General features: G+C 39.6%; 14 protein-coding genes and 1 pseudogene. 4 read left to right on the top strand and 11 right to left on the bottom strand.

The window, feature by feature from the left end:
- Window position 1: 1 nt before the first annotated feature.
- The 9 genes from PTET_RS17955 to dnaK all read right to left on the bottom strand — a co-directional run bounded on the left by PTET_RS17955 (window position 2) and on the right by dnaK (window position 9,591).
- Window positions 2–958, bottom strand: coding sequence for a porin (locus tag PTET_RS17955; RefSeq protein ID WP_013463174.1), 957 nt, complete (start codon window positions 956–958; stop codon window positions 2–4).
- 174 nt (window positions 959–1,132) lie between these two features.
- Window positions 1,133–2,494: a sigma-54-dependent transcriptional regulator gene (locus PTET_RS17950; protein ID WP_096039067.1), complete on the bottom strand. Its 1,362-nt coding sequence runs from the start codon at window positions 2,492–2,494 to the stop codon at window positions 1,133–1,135.
- Window positions 2,487–4,217: a sensor histidine kinase gene (locus PTET_RS17945; protein ID WP_013463172.1), complete on the bottom strand. Its 1,731-nt coding sequence runs from the start codon at window positions 4,215–4,217 to the stop codon at window positions 2,487–2,489. Before PTET_RS17945 ends, PTET_RS17950 begins: the two co-directional genes overlap by 8 nt.
- 171 nt (window positions 4,218–4,388) lie before the next feature.
- Window positions 4,389–4,652, bottom strand: a complete 264-nt coding sequence (locus tag PTET_RS17940) for a CBU_0592 family membrane protein (protein WP_029609945.1) — start codon at window positions 4,650–4,652, stop codon at window positions 4,389–4,391.
- Between the two features lie 163 nt (window positions 4,653–4,815).
- Window positions 4,816–5,067 (bottom strand): hypothetical protein, encoded by a 252-nt coding sequence (locus PTET_RS19260; protein WP_013463170.1) that lies wholly within the window; start codon window positions 5,065–5,067, stop codon window positions 4,816–4,818.
- A gap of 135 nt (window positions 5,068–5,202) precedes the next feature.
- Entirely contained in the window at window positions 5,203–5,571 is a 369-nt protein-coding gene (locus tag PTET_RS17930) for a response regulator (RefSeq protein ID WP_058155943.1), read from the bottom strand.
- Window positions 5,572–5,753: 182 nt separating this feature from the next.
- Window positions 5,754–6,215, bottom strand: a complete 462-nt coding sequence (gene ybaK, locus PTET_RS17925) for a Cys-tRNA(Pro) deacylase (RefSeq protein WP_096039066.1) — start codon at window positions 6,213–6,215, stop codon at window positions 5,754–5,756.
- A gap of 104 nt (window positions 6,216–6,319) precedes the next feature.
- Window positions 6,320–7,459 carry a molecular chaperone DnaJ gene (gene dnaJ, locus PTET_RS17920; protein ID WP_013463168.1) on the bottom strand — a complete coding sequence of 380 codons (1,140 nt, stop codon included), beginning with the start codon at window positions 7,457–7,459 and terminating at the stop codon, window positions 6,320–6,322.
- A 215-nt stretch (window positions 7,460–7,674) separates the two neighbouring features.
- A complete protein-coding gene (gene dnaK, locus PTET_RS17915) occupies window positions 7,675–9,591 on the bottom strand; it encodes a molecular chaperone DnaK (RefSeq protein WP_013463167.1) in 1,917 nt (638 codons plus the stop codon).
- Window positions 9,592–9,830: 239 nt separating this feature from the next.
- On the opposite strand from dnaK, the gene PTET_RS17910 reads away from it, so the two are divergent.
- On the top strand, window positions 9,831–10,640 hold the full coding sequence (locus PTET_RS17910; protein WP_013463166.1) for a thioesterase family protein: 810 nt from the start codon (window positions 9,831–9,833) through the stop codon (window positions 10,638–10,640).
- Here the strand turns inward: PTET_RS17910 and PTET_RS17905 are convergent, their stop codons facing one another.
- The gene (locus PTET_RS17905; protein ID WP_013463165.1) at window positions 10,641–11,411 is read right to left on the bottom strand and encodes a substrate-binding periplasmic protein; all 771 of its coding nucleotides are present in this window, start codon (window positions 11,409–11,411) and stop codon (window positions 10,641–10,643) included.
- Window positions 11,412–11,541: 130 nt separating this feature from the next.
- Here PTET_RS17905 and PTET_RS17900 point away from each other — a divergent pair.
- The 3 genes and pseudogenes from PTET_RS17900 (at window position 11,542) to PTET_RS17890 (ending at window position 15,030) form a co-directional block, all read left to right on the top strand.
- Window positions 11,542–12,770: pseudogene (locus tag PTET_RS17900) on the top strand (PqiA/YebS family transporter subunit).
- Window positions 12,767–14,422 (top strand): intermembrane transport protein PqiB, encoded by a 1,656-nt coding sequence (gene pqiB / locus PTET_RS17895; RefSeq protein ID WP_096039065.1) that lies wholly within the window; start codon window positions 12,767–12,769, stop codon window positions 14,420–14,422. Before PTET_RS17900 ends, pqiB begins: the two are co-directional and overlap by 4 nt.
- The gene (locus tag PTET_RS17890; protein WP_013463162.1) at window positions 14,422–15,030 is read left to right on the top strand and encodes a PqiC family protein; all 609 of its coding nucleotides are present in this window, start codon (window positions 14,422–14,424) and stop codon (window positions 15,028–15,030) included. The genes pqiB and PTET_RS17890 overlap by 1 nt, the downstream gene beginning before the upstream one ends.
- On the opposite strand, the gene PTET_RS17885 is transcribed toward PTET_RS17890, so the two are convergent.
- Window positions 15,027–15,542, bottom strand: a complete 516-nt coding sequence (locus PTET_RS17885; RefSeq protein ID WP_096039064.1) for a GNAT family N-acetyltransferase — start codon at window positions 15,540–15,542, stop codon at window positions 15,027–15,029. The genes PTET_RS17890 and PTET_RS17885 overlap by 4 nt on opposite strands.
- Window positions 15,543–15,815 lie beyond the last annotated feature (273 nt).

Below are 15,815 nucleotides of genomic sequence, written 5' to 3'. Positions count from 1 at the left end.
CTTAAAATTTATATTTAAGACCAAGTGCAACACTGCTATCAGCATTTTCTTCTAGGTCGAGGTCAGTGTATAAAAGGTAAGCTGTGGTTTGCTTGTCAAATACATAATCTACACCCGTGGTCCACTGGGTAGCGTCTGATGTTTGACGTAGTTTTGAATCATCTTTTGCAAATTGTACTTTAGGTACCCATTTGTCTAACTTATAGCTTGCGCTTAGTACATAACCGTTGCCAGACTTAGCGCCGTCAATCGATTCTGAATGCTGGTACAATGCCCCTAATTGTAATTTTTCAAACTTATACACACCCGCAATACGGCTTGCTTTAATGTTATTAAGCGAATCAACATGGCTGATTGAAATAGAGTAAGGTGTTTTATTTAAATTACGATCACCATAAATAAGAGTTGCCGCAAATCCTGCTTCGTTATCTTTGTTGTCATCTTTTGGCGCATAGGTAAATGAAAACTGTGCATTGTGCCAGTACTTAGAGGTATAGGTAATGGTATCGCCTAAGCGATCTTGTCCTGCAATAACTTGTGAAATATCTGCTTGGGTTTCGTTAAAGTTATCAAGCTTGCCCTCAGAGTATTTAAAACGCGTGTCGTTTCGCCCTACGACCACTTCACCAAAAGCACCTTTTAGACCAAGGTAAGTATTGCGTGCTGCAAAAGGCTCATTGGTGTCGTCGTGTTCAAAACCTTTTACTTGAACTTCGTATTTAAATACCGCGGTAAAATACTCATTTAATTTATGGTTACCTTTAATGCCAATACGCGAAAAAGGGGCATCTATTTGCGTGCCTTCGTCAGCGTAACGCATTATGCCTGTATCGGTGTTAGCAATTTGTACTTCGGCTTTACCATACACTGTGTAGTCTGCAGCAAAAGTGGTTGCAGGTAACGTGGCAGCACTGCATAACGCAGCAAGTACTGAACCTTGGAATATATTGTTTTTCATTATGTGTCCTAATTATGTGATGCTACTTGTTGTCTGCGCCTACAAAGCAAGAACATGACCAACTAAAAAATAACAATAATTTTCAGTGATTTAAAAAATAAAGGTTTAAAAACAAACACTGAAATGTGCGGGTTTCCACACATAAAAAACACTCAATATCACCATTTCCACCCATTAATCGGTGAACATATCTCGATTAAGGTTATATTTACTCATTTTATCGTAGAGGGTTTTACGCGCAATTTGTAAGGTTGTCATGGAGTCTTTAATGCTGCCATGGTTAAGCTCTAGCGCCTCTTCAATTAAGGATTGCTCATAAAAGCTGACCTTTTCGGCTAGGCTCAAATCTAATGATAGCGTGCTGTTGCTTGAGTCACTTTGTGCAAATGCCAGATCGGGGCCTAGCAATACCGCGCGCTCGGCTTGATTTCTCAATTCCCGCACATTGCCAGGCCAATCATGCGCTAGTAAACGTTGTTGTAGTTCTATATTGAGCGCCCCTAACGGTTTATGAAAGCGGGTCGCAGCTATAGAGCTAAAATGTTTAAACAACAGTGGAATATCTGCTTTTCTGTCTCTTAATGCAGGGATGCTGACTTTTACTAAACTAAGTCGGTAATATAAGTCGGCTCTAAACTCACCTTTTTCTACCAGCGAAAGTAAATCGACTTTGGTGGCTGCGACAATACGAATATCAAGCTCGATGGCTTTATTAGCACCAACGGGGGTTACTTTTCGCTCTTCAAGCACCCGTAGTAATTTAACTTGAAGCGATAAAGGAGAGCTTTCAATTTCATCTAAAAAAACGGTGCCGCCTTGTGCAAACTCAAATTTACCTTTGCGATCGTGTGTTGCGCCAGTAAAGGCTCCGCTGATAGCCCCAAACAGTTCGCTTTCTATTAATTGCTCTGGGACTGCCCCACAGTTAATAGCCACAAACTGACAGCTTGAACGGTTACTATGGTCGTGTAAATAACGGGCAACCAATTCTTTACCTGTGCCAGTTTCACCTTCAATCAGCACATCAGCTGGTGTATCAATCACCGTGTTGAGTAGGTTCATCATATGCTGCATTTTAAGCGTATCACCTAAAATACGTACACCGGGCGCCGACGTTTTCTCAACCGCGCGCTTCAGCGCTCTGTTTTCCATTACTAAAGCACGTTTATCTGAGGCTCTGGCAATACAATCTAATAAATTTTCGTTCAGTGGTTTTTCAAATAAATCATACGCGCCTAGTTGCATCGCTTTTACCGCAACAGAAACATCAGCATAACCGGTTAAAAATATCACGGGTAGTTCGCTATCAAATGCTTTTACCTGATCAATAAAGGTTAAACCATCCATAGTGGGCATGTTTATATCACTGAGTACAATGCCACAAAAACTACGATTTAAGCGACTTAAGGCAACACTTGCATCACTAAAACACTGTACCTCATACCCCTCGAGCGTTAATAGCTGATTCAATGAATCGCGGATCATCGCTTCATCATCAATAACAATAATCTGTTTGCAAACAACGGCTTCAATCATTTTTAGTGGCCTCTATGCTTGATAAACTAATAATAAATTGCGCACCGCCTTCAGGGCGGTTATGTGCAGTTAAGTAACCATTAAATGATTCAATAATTTGCTTTGAAATCGATAAGCCCAGCCCTAAACCGTTACTTGATTTGGTGCTATAAAAAGGTTCAAAAATAGACCCCAATACGTGATGCTCAATACCAGAGCCACTATCTAATATAGAAAGCTTAACGCGCTCTTCAAAGCATTCAACATCAAAACTGAGCTCTCTAACTGGCTCACCTTTCATTGCCTGTGATGCATTGGTGATCACATTAACCAATACTTGTTCAAACTTTAACGCATCGACCCACACAGTGATCTCTTGCGAAAACTGCGGTGCACTTACGTTAACATCGTCTTGTTTAAGTTGCGGATGGGTGATCATCAACGCATTGTTTAATAACGCCGACAGTGGATGAGGCCGAAGTTGCATGGTCGCCGGTTTACTAAAGTGTTTAAGCTGCGCCACTATTTTATGCACCCGCTCTACTAAATTCTCGATAATGATTAAGTTTTCATTTAATGCGTTGAGCTTTCCCTTTTTTAGGAAAATTTTAGCACTGGCTAAATAGGTGTTCATTGCGCTGAGCGGTTGATTAATTTCGTGATTAATGCCCGCACTCAATTGCCCTATGGTGGCTAACTTTGCCGACTGTACTAATGCGGTTTGGGCTTTTTCGAGTGCTTGAGTACGCTCTAGTACTTCGAGCTCTAAACTGTGACGCGAATACAGTAATTTTTTATACCCGGCAAAGCGTGCCAATAAGCTATATCCAACAAAAATAAACACCCAATAAAATAACACTAGCCATAGTAATCTAGGCACCTGTAAGGCGTTAATGTTTGAAATATCAACAAGCACTGTCATGGTTGCATTCAGATGCGTTAAGGGTCTTGAGGCGGCAACGTATTCATCTTTAGCAATTTTAAATTGCTCAATGCCTTGGCTTTTGTAGCGCTGTTGTTTAATTTGTAACGGTTGATGATCTAAGTAAGCACGGCGCTGTTTAATATCACGACGCGCGGTAATATCAAGCTCTGTAAAACTATTTAAACGCCATGCGGGTTCATCCGACATGGCAATAATATTATCGGCAAGTTGCAAATAAAAATGGCTTCCTTTTGAGGTATTTAAAAGCGAACGATCGTTTTCAAATTTAGCGACATTAATTTTAAGCGCCACCACGCCAATGGCTTTTCCATCTAGGTAAATAGCTTGGGAAAAATAAATTCCGCGCTCTTTTGAGCGCTGACCAAGTGCAAAGTATGCGACCTTTTCACCGGCAAACGCTTGTTTAAAATAAGGTCTAAATGCAAAGTTACTACCTAAAAATGTATAGTCGGTTTGCCAGTTACTACTGGCAATAACATCGCCATGAGTATCTAGTATGTATACATCTGAGGCACCACTGGCTTGTTGAATATCAGCAAGGTAATTGTTAATTGCATTAAAGTGTTGTGATTCATTATTAGTAAAACGAATCAATACGTTATTTTCAGTTAGCAGCTGAGGGATAGCCGCAAATCGAGCGAGTTCGTTATCGATATAATTATTTAATTGGATGACTTGTTGATCAGCTTGAATTTTGGCTTGCCCTAAATCATAAGCACGACCAAACGAAAAGGTGACCACCAATAATAGTACTAACAATATACAGGCAAAAATAATTTTTTTGGGGATGGAGAACATAAACGCCTATGACAACTATGATGCCAATAATAAGTAATAGCTAATATTGTAACGAGTTATCCCCCTTTGCAGAAGAAACTTTTTGTTAACAATTGTACTGAAACTAAAAAACCGTGAAATATTACATTCCACGGTTTAATCACCTTTTAAGGTGTGCTGTTTTAGCTTAATTTACGCTTTTACAACGACAGGTTTGTCTTTAAAGTATTTGTATAAGCCAATTAATGAGGCTGCAATCCAAAATATTTCAATCACAAAGCTTGCTAAGTTAAAGTTATAACAAAGGCTAATAAGTAACAAAATAGCGCCACTTAAATTCATTAAGTTATACGTTAAACTTTTAGGTGAAACTTTATTTAGTTGCAGCAAAAAAAATGAACCAACCACTAAAAAAGTGCCACTCATACCAACAATATCAAATAAAAGTGCGATCACACGTCTATCCTTTTCCATTTTAAAACCCAACTGACTGGCCCAATCCATGGGGAGGGTTTTTTTCAATCATTGAAACAGCAAAACCAGCGAAGTTTACCAGTGCAAAAAAAGCAAACAAGGGCTTATGTCCGCCCCGCACTACTTTAGGCTATAAACGAAACGTTTATTTAAACGTGACTTTACCACCAATCATTTTATAGGCGGGGGTTCCTCTTATAATTGTGGGGCGGGCAAAAGGTCGTTCACAGCCTGGACATACGCATTCAGTATGGGTGTGATCTTGGGTTATTCTTTCTATAAAACATTTTACTAAAGCACCTTTGCCACCTTTACGGTATTTGAATAACGGTGCCTTACACGCAGAACAAAATATATCGACCGTTTTTGTAGGCCCTTTTTTATTGGGCTTAGCCATACTTCCTCAATAATTACTTTACGATTAGTTAATAGCATAATGCTATCACATCAGGGTAGAAAATAATGAACGGCTGTTGCGCTAATACATTTTTTAAACAGTCGGTAGATAACTCTACTTTATAAACGATTCGCTTTAGGCTTTTATCGATAAACGGGTTAATTGAGCTGATAACACATTCATATTAAAAGGCTTTACGATAAACCCTGACACTTTAGCATTAATCGCTTTTTTGACAGTCGAAGAACTATCTTCACAGGTCACCATAAGTACAGGAAGGTTTTTCAGCTCGGCATCTTTTCTAATATTATCAAGTAAAGTAATGCCATCCATTTTAGGCATATGAAGGTCTGTTATAACCAAATCAAACATTTGATTTTGCAGTATGTTTAATGCTTGAAGCCCATCTGTGGCTTCAACAATATCTTTATAATTTAACTGCCTTAACATATTAATTAATACATGACGCATTAACGGCATATCATCAACAACAAGTATTTTCATGCGTATGTTTTACCAAAATAGCTGCGAGCAAATTTTCGTTAAAACAAAGTAAAGGCGACACGCCAATCTAAAAGGTATTAACAAAAACGTGTTATGTGTAGTAACAACATTAGTTAACAATACCTATTGCCGCAAGTAATCAGATGGATACTTGTATCCCCTTATTTTAGCTAAACAAAAGTTTAAAAAACTGCAAACGAAGCTTGGATTACATGTGCTAAGCTTTTTGCACTTAGTGTTACTTCTAACCCTCGTTTTCCGGCACTAACATATATCATTTCAAAATCTAACGCACTGGAGTGTATGTATGTTTTTAGCCGTTTTTTTTGGCCAAGGGGGCTTACTCCTCCCAAAATATAACCGGTACTCGCCTGCACTTTATGTGGGTCTGCCATCATCACTTTTTTTACTGCACAAAGCTTCGCAAGCTGTTTTAAATTAACCTGCTGAGTGACGGGAGTCACCGCTACAATAAGCTGTTGCTCTGAGGTTTCAAGCACTAGGGTTTTAAATACTTGGGCGCTATTTAGATTAAGCTTTTCAACCGCTTCGAGGCCGTAATTAGTATTGTTTATATCGTGCTCGTAACTAAGTATGTCAAACTTAATATCGCTTTTTTTTAGCTGCTCTATAGCGGGGGTCATCTGATAAAGTCCAAAATAAATTTCCCTAATAATTTAGCACATTAAACATAAAAAAACGGCGCTAAAAAAGCGCCGTTTTTACTAGGGTCTATTGATCCGACTAATTACTTAGTTAAGTCATCAAAAAACTTTTTAACCCCATCAAAAAAACCTTGCTCTTTAGGGCGGTTTTTTGAGCTGTCTTTGCCCATACTTTCATCTAATTCTTTAAGTAAGTCACGTTGACGCTCGTTTAAATTAACTGGCGTTTCAATCACAACCTTACAAATTAAATCGCCTTGAGCGCCACTGCGTACTGACTTAACACCTTTGCCACGCATACGGAACATTTTGCCCGTTTGTGTTTCTGACGGTATTTTAAGCTTTGCACGCCCATCAAGCGTTGGCACTTCAATTTCACCGCCAAGGCCTGCGGTGGTAAAGCTTATTGGTACTTCACAATATAAATTATTAGCTTCACGAACAAATATTTTGTGTTCACGAACAGATACTTGCACATACAAGTCACCTGCTGGTGCACCATGCATGCCTGCTTCGCCTTCACCTGATAAGCGAATACGATCGCCAGTATCTACGCCTGCCGGGATTTTAACCGATAGCGTTTTAGTTTTTTCTACACGGCCTTGCCCATGACATTTATTACAAGGATCTGAAATGATCTGACCTTGGCCATGACACGTCGGACAGGTTTGCTGCACGGCAAAAAAACCTTGGCGCATTTGTACTTGGCCTGCACCATGACAGGTTGTACATGTCTTTGGCTTTGAACCCGCTTTAGCACCACTGCCATCACATGGTTCACAACTAACCCAAGTAGGTACTTTAATCTCAACGTCTTTACCACGAACCGCTTCTTCTAAGCTTAAGTCCATGTTGTAACGTAAATCTGAGCCACGTTGCTGGCGTGATTGACGTCGACCACCGCCGCCACCAAAAATATCACCAAATACGTCACCAAAAATATCACCAAAATCACCTTGGCCGCCGCCAAAGCCACCGTGACCACCGCCACCACCTTGTTCGAAGGCTGCATGGCCGTATTGGTCATACATTTGACGCTTTTGCGCATCAGTCAGTATTTCGTAAGCTTCTTTAACTTCCTTGAATTTAGTTTCAAGGTCTTTATCACCGGCGGTACGATCGGGGTGATATTTCATCGCTAAGCGTTTATACGCTTTTTTTATGTCTCGCTCACTCGCATCTTTGCTTACGCCGAGGACTTCGTAATAATCGCGTTTTGACATATCTATCACACTACTCTTTTCTATTTACAGCGTTAGCTGCTGGACAAACCGATAAATCATATCGATTTATCATTGAATTTTTAAAGCGTTTTATTCACTTCTCTTTACATGCAAAAGGCGCGTTAAGCTTTAGCCTACGCGCCTCATGTGTTCATCCTAACTCAAACACTTGATTTGGTCATGTGTTTTAAATTAGCGAGAAGCGTTAGCAACAATTACTTGTCGTCTTTAACTTCTTCGAACTCTGCATCAACAACATCGTCATCTTGTTTAGCTGACTGTTGTTGTTCACCAGCGTCACCACCAGCTTGTTGTGCTTTAGCTTGAGCGATTTCCATTAGCTTTTGAGACTTTTCAGCAAGCGCTTGCGTTTTCGCTTCAATCTCTGCTTTGTCGTCACTCTTAATTGCTGCTTCTAGGTCAACAACAGCCGCTTCAATCGCGTCTTTGTCTTCGCTTGGCAGAGCATCACCCGCTTCTTCAATTTGCTTACGTGTACCGTGAACAAGTGCATCAGCTTGGTTACGTGCAGCTACTAACTCTTCAAACTTTTTATCGTCTTCAGCGTGCGCTTCTGCATCACGAACCATTTTTTCAACTTCTTCATCGCTTAAGCCAGAAGATGCTTGAATAGTGATTTTTTGCTCTTTACCTGTATCTTTATCTTTTGCAGATACATGTAAGATACCATCGGCATCAACATCGAATGTTACTTCGATTTGTGGCGTACCACGTTGTGCTGGGCGAATGCCTTCTAGGTTAAATTGACCTAGCGATTTGTTATCACTTGAACGTTTACGCTCACCTTGTAACACATGAATGGTTACTGCAGATTGATTATCTTCTGCTGTTGAGAATGTTTGCGATTTCTTAGTAGGAATCGTGGTGTTTTTCTCAATCAGTGCTGTCATTACTGACCCCATCGTCTCAATACCTAGAGATAATGGTGATACGTCTAGTAATAGTACGTCTTTCACGTCACCTGCAAGTACACCACCTTGAATCGCAGCACCCACAGCTACCGCTTCATCAGGGTTAACGTCTTTACGTGGTTCTTTACCAAAGAATTCAGCAACTGTTCTTTGAACAAGTGGCATACGCGTTTGACCACCCACTAGAATGATATCGTTGATATCGTTCACAGACAGGTCAGCATCAGCTAGTGCGCGTTTAAGCGGTTCAATCGACTTAGTCACTAAGTCTTCAACCAGTGACTCAAGCTTAGCACGTGTTAATTTCACGTTCATGTGCTTAGGACCTGATGCATCAGCGGTTACGTACGGAAGGTTAACTTCTGTAGATTGTGCTGATGAAAGCTCAATTTTTGCTTTCTCTGCTGCTTCTTTAACGCGTTGCATAGCAAGCGGATCATTTTGTAAATCGATACCTTGATCTTTCTTGAATTCAGCAACTAAGTAGTTGATTACACGGTTATCAAAATCTTCACCACCTAAGTGAGTGTCACCATTTGTCGCAAGTACTTCAAATGTGTGCTCGCCTTCAACTTCATCAATTTCAATGATTGATAAATCGAAAGTACCACCACCTAAGTCGTATACCGCTACTACGTTTTCGCCACGGTTTTTATCCATACCGTATGCAAGGGCTGCAGCTGTTGGCTCATTGATAATACGTTTTACTTCAAGACCCGCAATACGGCCCGCATCTTTTGTAGCTTGACGTTGTGAATCGTTAAAGTATGCCGGTACTGTGATTACCGCTTCAGTTACTTCTTCACCTAAGAAGTCTTCAGCCGTTTTCTTCATTTTTTTCAGTACTTCAGCAGAAATTTGTGGTGCAGCGCGTTTTTCACCGCCTGCTTCTACCCATGCATCGCCATTATCTGCTTTGATAATTTTGAAAGGCATGATGCCGATATCACGTTGTACTTCTTCGTCTTCAAAGCGACGACCAATTAAACGTTTGATTGCAAATAACGTGTTTGTTGGGTTAGTTACCGCTTGACGTTTTGCAGGTTGACCTACTAACGTTTCACCGTCTTGCGTGTAAGCAATAATAGACGGGGTTGTGCGATCGCCTTCCGCATTTTCAATAACACGTGCTTTGTCACCATCAAGTACTGCAACACAAGAGTTAGTAGTACCTAAATCGATTCCAATAATTCTACCCATGAATCTTCTCCAACTTCTAAATTCGTTAATACATTCGATGACTAGTTAATAGGGATGCCACAAACTTAATTCAACTGTAAAAATGAAAAAAAACGCATTTTTTTTAATTTATTTACTAAATAACCCTAAAAAGAGTAGGGATTGCTCATTTTTTGTAATTTGGGAGCTTATTTATTGTCTGGTCTGATGAGTTTGGGTGTGATATAAATTCAGCAAATAACAGCAAAAGGACATTATTTGTGCACTTTGAACAATTATTAAAACAAGCAGCCCAAGCGAGTCAGGAAACTGACCCGTTAACCAATACCATGCAGTTTCCTGCTAACTGGTGCCAAGGTCGTACTGCTTTTGGTGGCCTCTCTGCTGCGCTACTTTATCAAGCAATGCGCAATAAAGTTGATTCATCAAGAAGACTGCTTTCTTTAAGTACAAACTTTGTAGGGCCATTATTAGCTGAAAAACCGTTTTTATTATCGGTAGAAATATTACGTGAAGGTAAAAGCAGTACCCAAGTGCTCGCCAAAGCGATTCAAGATGATGCGGTATGTGTCATCGTGCAGGCCTGTTTTGCCAAAAATCGTAACTCATCAATTAATGTGCCGGTATCAAAGTCGTTAACCTTACACCCTGTAAACGAAGCCCATTGTTTAGGCTTTGTACCTGGGAAAATGCCAGAATTTTTTCAGCATGTTGATTTATGCCCACAGCAAGGTGCCATGCCGTTTAGTAGTGCGCAAACCTCTCACCTTGGTGGTTGGATGCGATTTAAACACACGCCACAAGAAATTACAGAAGCTCATGTTATTGCTCTTACTGACGCATGGCCACCAACATTACTACAAATGTTTAAGCAACCTGCACCGGCTAGTAGCATGTCGTGGTATTTAGAATTTGTACAAGAGCCTAATTTAGTGCCAGGTGAATGGTTGGGTTTTGAAGCAATCACTCATCATTCAAAAGATGGCTACGGCTTAGAAGATGGCTGTATTTGGTCGCAATCGGGTGAGCTTATTGCGCTCACCCGTCAAACTGTTGCTTTATTTGATTAATTAAAGAGCAGTGAAATCGCGCTGTGTATATTGCTTATCTAAGTTAAGCATTATGGTGCGATATTCACCGCTTTGAATTATATTTGCTAAGCCTTTGTCAAACTGCTGTCTCAGCAAATCATTGTTAAAATACGCAGGTCTTGCCGCAGGTGGAAAAATAGCATGAATAACAAAATCTTTAGTGGTATTGGTTTTTTGATATTCCTTTAAGTAGTGAAGAAATATACGTCTATCGAGAATAATCGTATCAACCCATCCTGCCATTAAATGGTGTATCTGCGCTTGTTGATTGAATACTTCTTCATAGCCTCTCAAGTTTTCCAAGTTATGACCAAATTCTTTGGGTAAATAAGCAGGCGCATTTTGAAATGCTAAAACACTTTTAGTCGCCAGATCGTAAATACTATTAATAGTGAAGTTACTCTTTTTAAGACTCACCACCACATTCTCATAACTAACAACCGATTGGCTTCGATATATGCCAGAAATTAAAATACCCGAGTAATTTAATGCAATATCAACATGGCCTTGGTTCAATAAAGCATCTGCACGCTGATTTGACATGTAATGTACATCAACCTCATTTATGTCTTGATTGTTAAGTGCTGCCTTTACAATCTCGAGCTGAATACCTGAATCATTTTCACTTATTACATAAGGCGCAACAGTAGGGTTAGCCGCAATAATGACTCGTTGCTGCTTATTATCATTAACAAATGCAAAACTATCACCACATAAACACACTAAGGCCAATAAAAATACAACTTTCACTCTTTCACCTAATCCGTTTTTATTTTCAGTTGTTGGGGTTACTTTTCTTTAGTAATTTAGCCGCAGCGTTTGTATTTAACTATTATTTATAGCAATATTTAAATTATTGAATTAATTATAAGCTAACATTTTGCAAACTGCCTGCCCAAGCTGTGATCTTATCATTGATATTCCTGAGATTAATGCCAAACAAGTGGCATTGTGCCCACGCTGTAGCCATAAAGTCCGCGGTATTAATATAAACCATGACACTGAAATAGTCGCACTGAGTTTAAGCGCGTTATTAATGTTGCTCAGCAGTATGTTTTATCCGTTTATCTCTTTTAGTAGTAATGGTATTACCCAAACTATTACCCTGCCCGACGCAGCACGGATTTTATTTAACTATGATAGTGACCTACTCGGCCTATTTATCGATATCAGCATTATTATTTTACCTATGAGTTTGCTGATTATTTTGATCCCTTTGCATTTAGGCGCACTCAAAGCACTGCCGCAAGCAGTTGCAAGAAGACTATTAAAATTCACTTTAACGCTAGAGCCTTGGATCATGTCAGAAATATTTCTGATTGGTGTTTTAGTTAGCATGGTAAAAATAATGTCATTGGCTGAAGTTAGCTTTGGTATCAGTTTTTTTGCCTATGTGGGATTTGTTATTTTTTATGTTAGTGCATTGACGCGTTTAAATCGTGCTAGGCTGTGGTCACAAGTAAGCCCTGCCACTACACTTCAAAATACTTCAACCGCTGAGCGGGCTATTGATGAGAATATAAAAGCCTGCCATGTTTGCCATCAACTAAGCGTTGAATCAATCTGCCCTCGTTGCCACAGTAAAACGTATTTAAGAAACCCCAACAGCGTACAAAAAGCGGCTGCATGGTTAGTTACTTCTCTGATTTGTTATATTCCTGCGAATTTGCTCCCCATTATGTACACTATTAGCCTAGGGGATGAAACACCTGCAACCCTTATTTCGGGTGTTATTACGTTATGGAATAGTGGATCGTATCCTATTGCTATTATTATATTTTTTGCCAGTGTGGTGGTACCGTTAGCCAAAGCGCTTATTTTAAGCTTTTTGTGTTTTATGGTTACAAAACCCGCTAACCTGCATACAAAAGGTTACACAAAAGTGTATCAACTTACTGAATTTATAGGTAAATGGTCTATGATTGATGTGTTTGTTGTGGCTATATTAGTTGCACTGGTGCAGCTAGGAAATTTAATGTCGGTTACACCCGGTTTGGGCATTGTCTTTTTTACCGTTATGGTATTATGCCAAATGATGGCGGCACACGCATTTGACCCTCGCCTACTGTGGGACTCACCAAAAATAATAACGCAGAGAATAAAGCATGACTAAAACAGCTAACGTAGCACAAAAATCAAGTATTTCTGCAATTTGGATCATTCCTGTGGTTGCCTTATTTGTTGGTGTTTGGATGCTTTATCAGTATCAATTAAATAAAGGGCAAACAATCTACATCACTATGCCCCAAGCAGAGGGGATTATTGCTGGTAAAACAGAAATAAAAGTGCGAAGTGTTAAAATAGGTCAAATTGATCACGTCCGCCTTTCTGACAGCCAAGACAGTGTAATTGCCCGAGCACAAATAGATAAAAACTATGATAATTTACTCACCGAAGATGCCAGTATTTGGGTAGTAAAGCCACGCATTGATGAAACTGGGATCAGTGGTATGAGTACCCTACTTTCAGGGGTTTATTTAGAGCTTTCACCGGGAGAAAGTAACCGACTTAAAAAGCGCTTTACCCTGCAAGAAGAGCCCGCATTAATTGGTAAACATGTTCAAGGTGGACGCTTTAAGTTACTCAGTTACAATGCTGAGGTACTTGATGTGAGTACTGGTATATTTTTCAAAAACTACAAAATAGGCCAAATAGAAACCGCCACCTTTGATTGGAAAAACCAAGCAATGCAATACGGTATTTTTATTAAAGCCCCCTATGAGAACCTGATCACTTTAAACTCTATTTTTTGGGTTAACTCAGGTATTGAGATAGATCTTTCTGCTGATGGCATAAATATTAATACCGGTTCACTAAGCAAATTATTAAAAGGCGGTATTTCTGTTGGCTTACCTGATCAGCAAGCCCCTGGCGATTTAGCACAAGATGGTCATAGCTTTTCTTTGAGTCAAAGTTATAAGAAAGCTTTAGAAGAGCGTTTCTATGATTTTGATTATTACCTTATTGAATTCGAACAATCGATTAGAGGACTCCGTGTTGGTGCGCCAGTTGAGTATAGAGGTACTCGCGTCGGCACAGTGGTTGAAGCGCCCGCCAATGTAATTATAGATGGGAAACCGGCTCATTTTCGCGCTAAAAATACCGCAGTTCCGGTATTGATAAAAGTAGAATATGGTCGTTTATACCATATCACCTCGGTAGCAAAAGAGTATTGGGAAACAAGCATTAACGAGTGGATTGAAAATGGCATGAGAGCGTCACTTAAACCGGGTAATTTGCTAACCGGTGCAGTTTACGTCGATTTTGACTTTTATACCGACACCCCAAAAAGCGAGCTTAAAAAGCTTGCTCAATACGATGTGTTTCCTAGTGTATCGAGCGGTATAACGGTACTTGCCGATCAAGTATCGGATGTACTTAATAAAGTGAATAATTTAAAAATTGAAGACAGTTTGGCAAAAATGCAATCAACCTTTAGCGAGTATCAAGCTCTGGCCAGTGAGATGCGCACATTATTAAATAAGCCCGATACACAAAATTTACCTGGCGACTTTAATCGTAATCTCGAAAAAATAACCAAAAGTATGGAACAATTTGAAATAACCATGCGCCAGTTTGATAAAACCATGGCAAGCTATCAAGCAGGCTCTCAAATGCACTATCAACTTGAGCAAACACTGCTACAAATTAAACGTTTAACAGAAGAGTTTCAGCCTCTTACCCGTGGCTTAAACGAGCAACCTAATATGCTCATTTTTGACAAATCACTACCTAACGATCCACAACCGAGGAAGCAATAATGAAGGCACTATTTTTACTTTTAACGGGTGTGATCTTTATCAGTGGTTGCAGCTCTGCTATTCAAACAACAATTCAGTATTACCAATTTGAGCAGCCCATTAATGACTCTTCGCGAAATGTGCAAGATACACAGGCACAACTGCGCGTGCAAACAGTCACCCTAAGAGGCGCATTGAATAATCGGGGTATTGCTATGAAAGTAGATAGTAATCAAATCCATGCTGCTAATTATCATCTATGGGGTGAGTCGCCAGATGTTATGCTCAGTGCCAGCGCGCAGCAAACATTATTTAATACCATGACAAACTGGATGGTTATTAAAGGCTTACCCGTTATTACTGACCAACAGCAACAAACATTTTACGAATTAGAATACGAACTACACCACTTTAACGGTGATCTGCAAGGTAATGCAGATATTTCAGGGCTATGGCGTTTATACTACACTCACCCAGAATCGGGTAGGCGTTTACTAAGCATCCATAATTTCTCATCTGTTATGCCAATCAATGATGATGGCTATGATTCATTGGTGGCTACTCTTGAAAAAATGTGGCAACAAATCAACATCCTTGCGGCAAAAGAAATTGAAAAAGCGCGAATTTAATTTCGCTCTGTATTAAGTAAATATACATCTACCGAAATGTTAGTGCTTTCTATGATCACTTGACCTTGGGTTTTAAAACCGAGCTTTTGTAATACATTTTTTGATGCGCGGTTATCATTGCGGGCGATCGCCGAAACCTGGTTAATCCCCAAGTTTTGTCTATGGCTTATCAAGGTATTTGCCGCTTCAAAAATATAGCCCTTTTTTTCAAAACCGTCTTTTAGCGCAAACCCTAAGTCGGGATATTGCAGAACAGCTCGCTGATAAAACCCAACAATACCAACTAGTGTTTCATCATGTAATGCGATTATATAAGGCCCAAAGCCATGCTGCTTATGGGCAGATATAAAACTGTCTTTGATGTATTTTTTAGCGTCGCCTAAAGTATAAATACCTTTATCACCAATGTATTTGGTGAAATTAGCCTGATTAACCAACTTAAGTAACTCCGCCGCATCTGCTATTTGTGCGAAGCGTATGTGTAAGCGCTCTGTTGTAAAAGCAATATTCAAAATAACTCCTGATAATATTTTTCACGACCCGATATTTTTTTATTGACTGAAATAAAAAAGAAGATTACTTTTGCGCCGATGTTTTTAAAGGCACAACAATAGCGGCATGCATTCCTTGCTCCGTCTGGCGCCAAAGCCAACGCGTTTCACTAAAACTATTAATTTAACATAATTTTTTAAGTGCCCTTCACGCGTGCAAAAGCAGTGACTTGGAAAATGATTTAACAACAAACTTATCATCTTCTTTGTTTTTGTATAAGCAGTTTACTTTTT

Origin of the sequence: Pseudoalteromonas tetraodonis, from assembly GCF_002310835.1 — a bacterium.
In the GTDB taxonomy this organism is placed as follows: domain Bacteria; phylum Pseudomonadota; class Gammaproteobacteria; order Enterobacterales; family Alteromonadaceae; genus Pseudoalteromonas; species Pseudoalteromonas tetraodonis.
This window is presented reverse-complemented; position numbering and strand designations above follow the sequence as displayed.

Coding starts and splice junctions, on each gene's coding strand:
- PTET_RS17955 (WP_013463174.1), bottom strand. CDS start 958: ATGAAAAACAATATATTCCAAGGTTCAGTACTTGCTGCGTTATGCAGT.
- PTET_RS17950 (WP_096039067.1), bottom strand. CDS start 2,494: ATGATTGAAGCCGTTGTTTGCAAACAGATTATTGTTATTGATGATGAA.
- PTET_RS17945 (WP_013463172.1), bottom strand. CDS start 4,217: ATGTTCTCCATCCCCAAAAAAATTATTTTTGCCTGTATATTGTTAGTA.
- PTET_RS19260 (WP_013463170.1), bottom strand. CDS start 5,067: ATGGCTAAGCCCAATAAAAAAGGGCCTACAAAAACGGTCGATATATTT.
- PTET_RS17930 (WP_058155943.1), bottom strand. CDS start 5,571: ATGAAAATACTTGTTGTTGATGATATGCCGTTAATGCGTCATGTATTA.
- ybaK (WP_096039066.1), bottom strand. CDS start 6,215: ATGACCCCCGCTATAGAGCAGCTAAAAAAAAGCGATATTAAGTTTGAC.
- dnaJ (WP_013463168.1), bottom strand. CDS start 7,459: ATGTCAAAACGCGATTATTACGAAGTCCTCGGCGTAAGCAAAGATGCG.
- dnaK (WP_013463167.1), bottom strand. CDS start 9,591: ATGGGTAGAATTATTGGAATCGATTTAGGTACTACTAACTCTTGTGTT.
- pqiB (WP_096039065.1), top strand. CDS start 12,767: ATGACTAAAACAGCTAACGTAGCACAAAAATCAAGTATTTCTGCAATT.
- PTET_RS17890 (WP_013463162.1), top strand. CDS start 14,422: ATGAAGGCACTATTTTTACTTTTAACGGGTGTGATCTTTATCAGTGGT.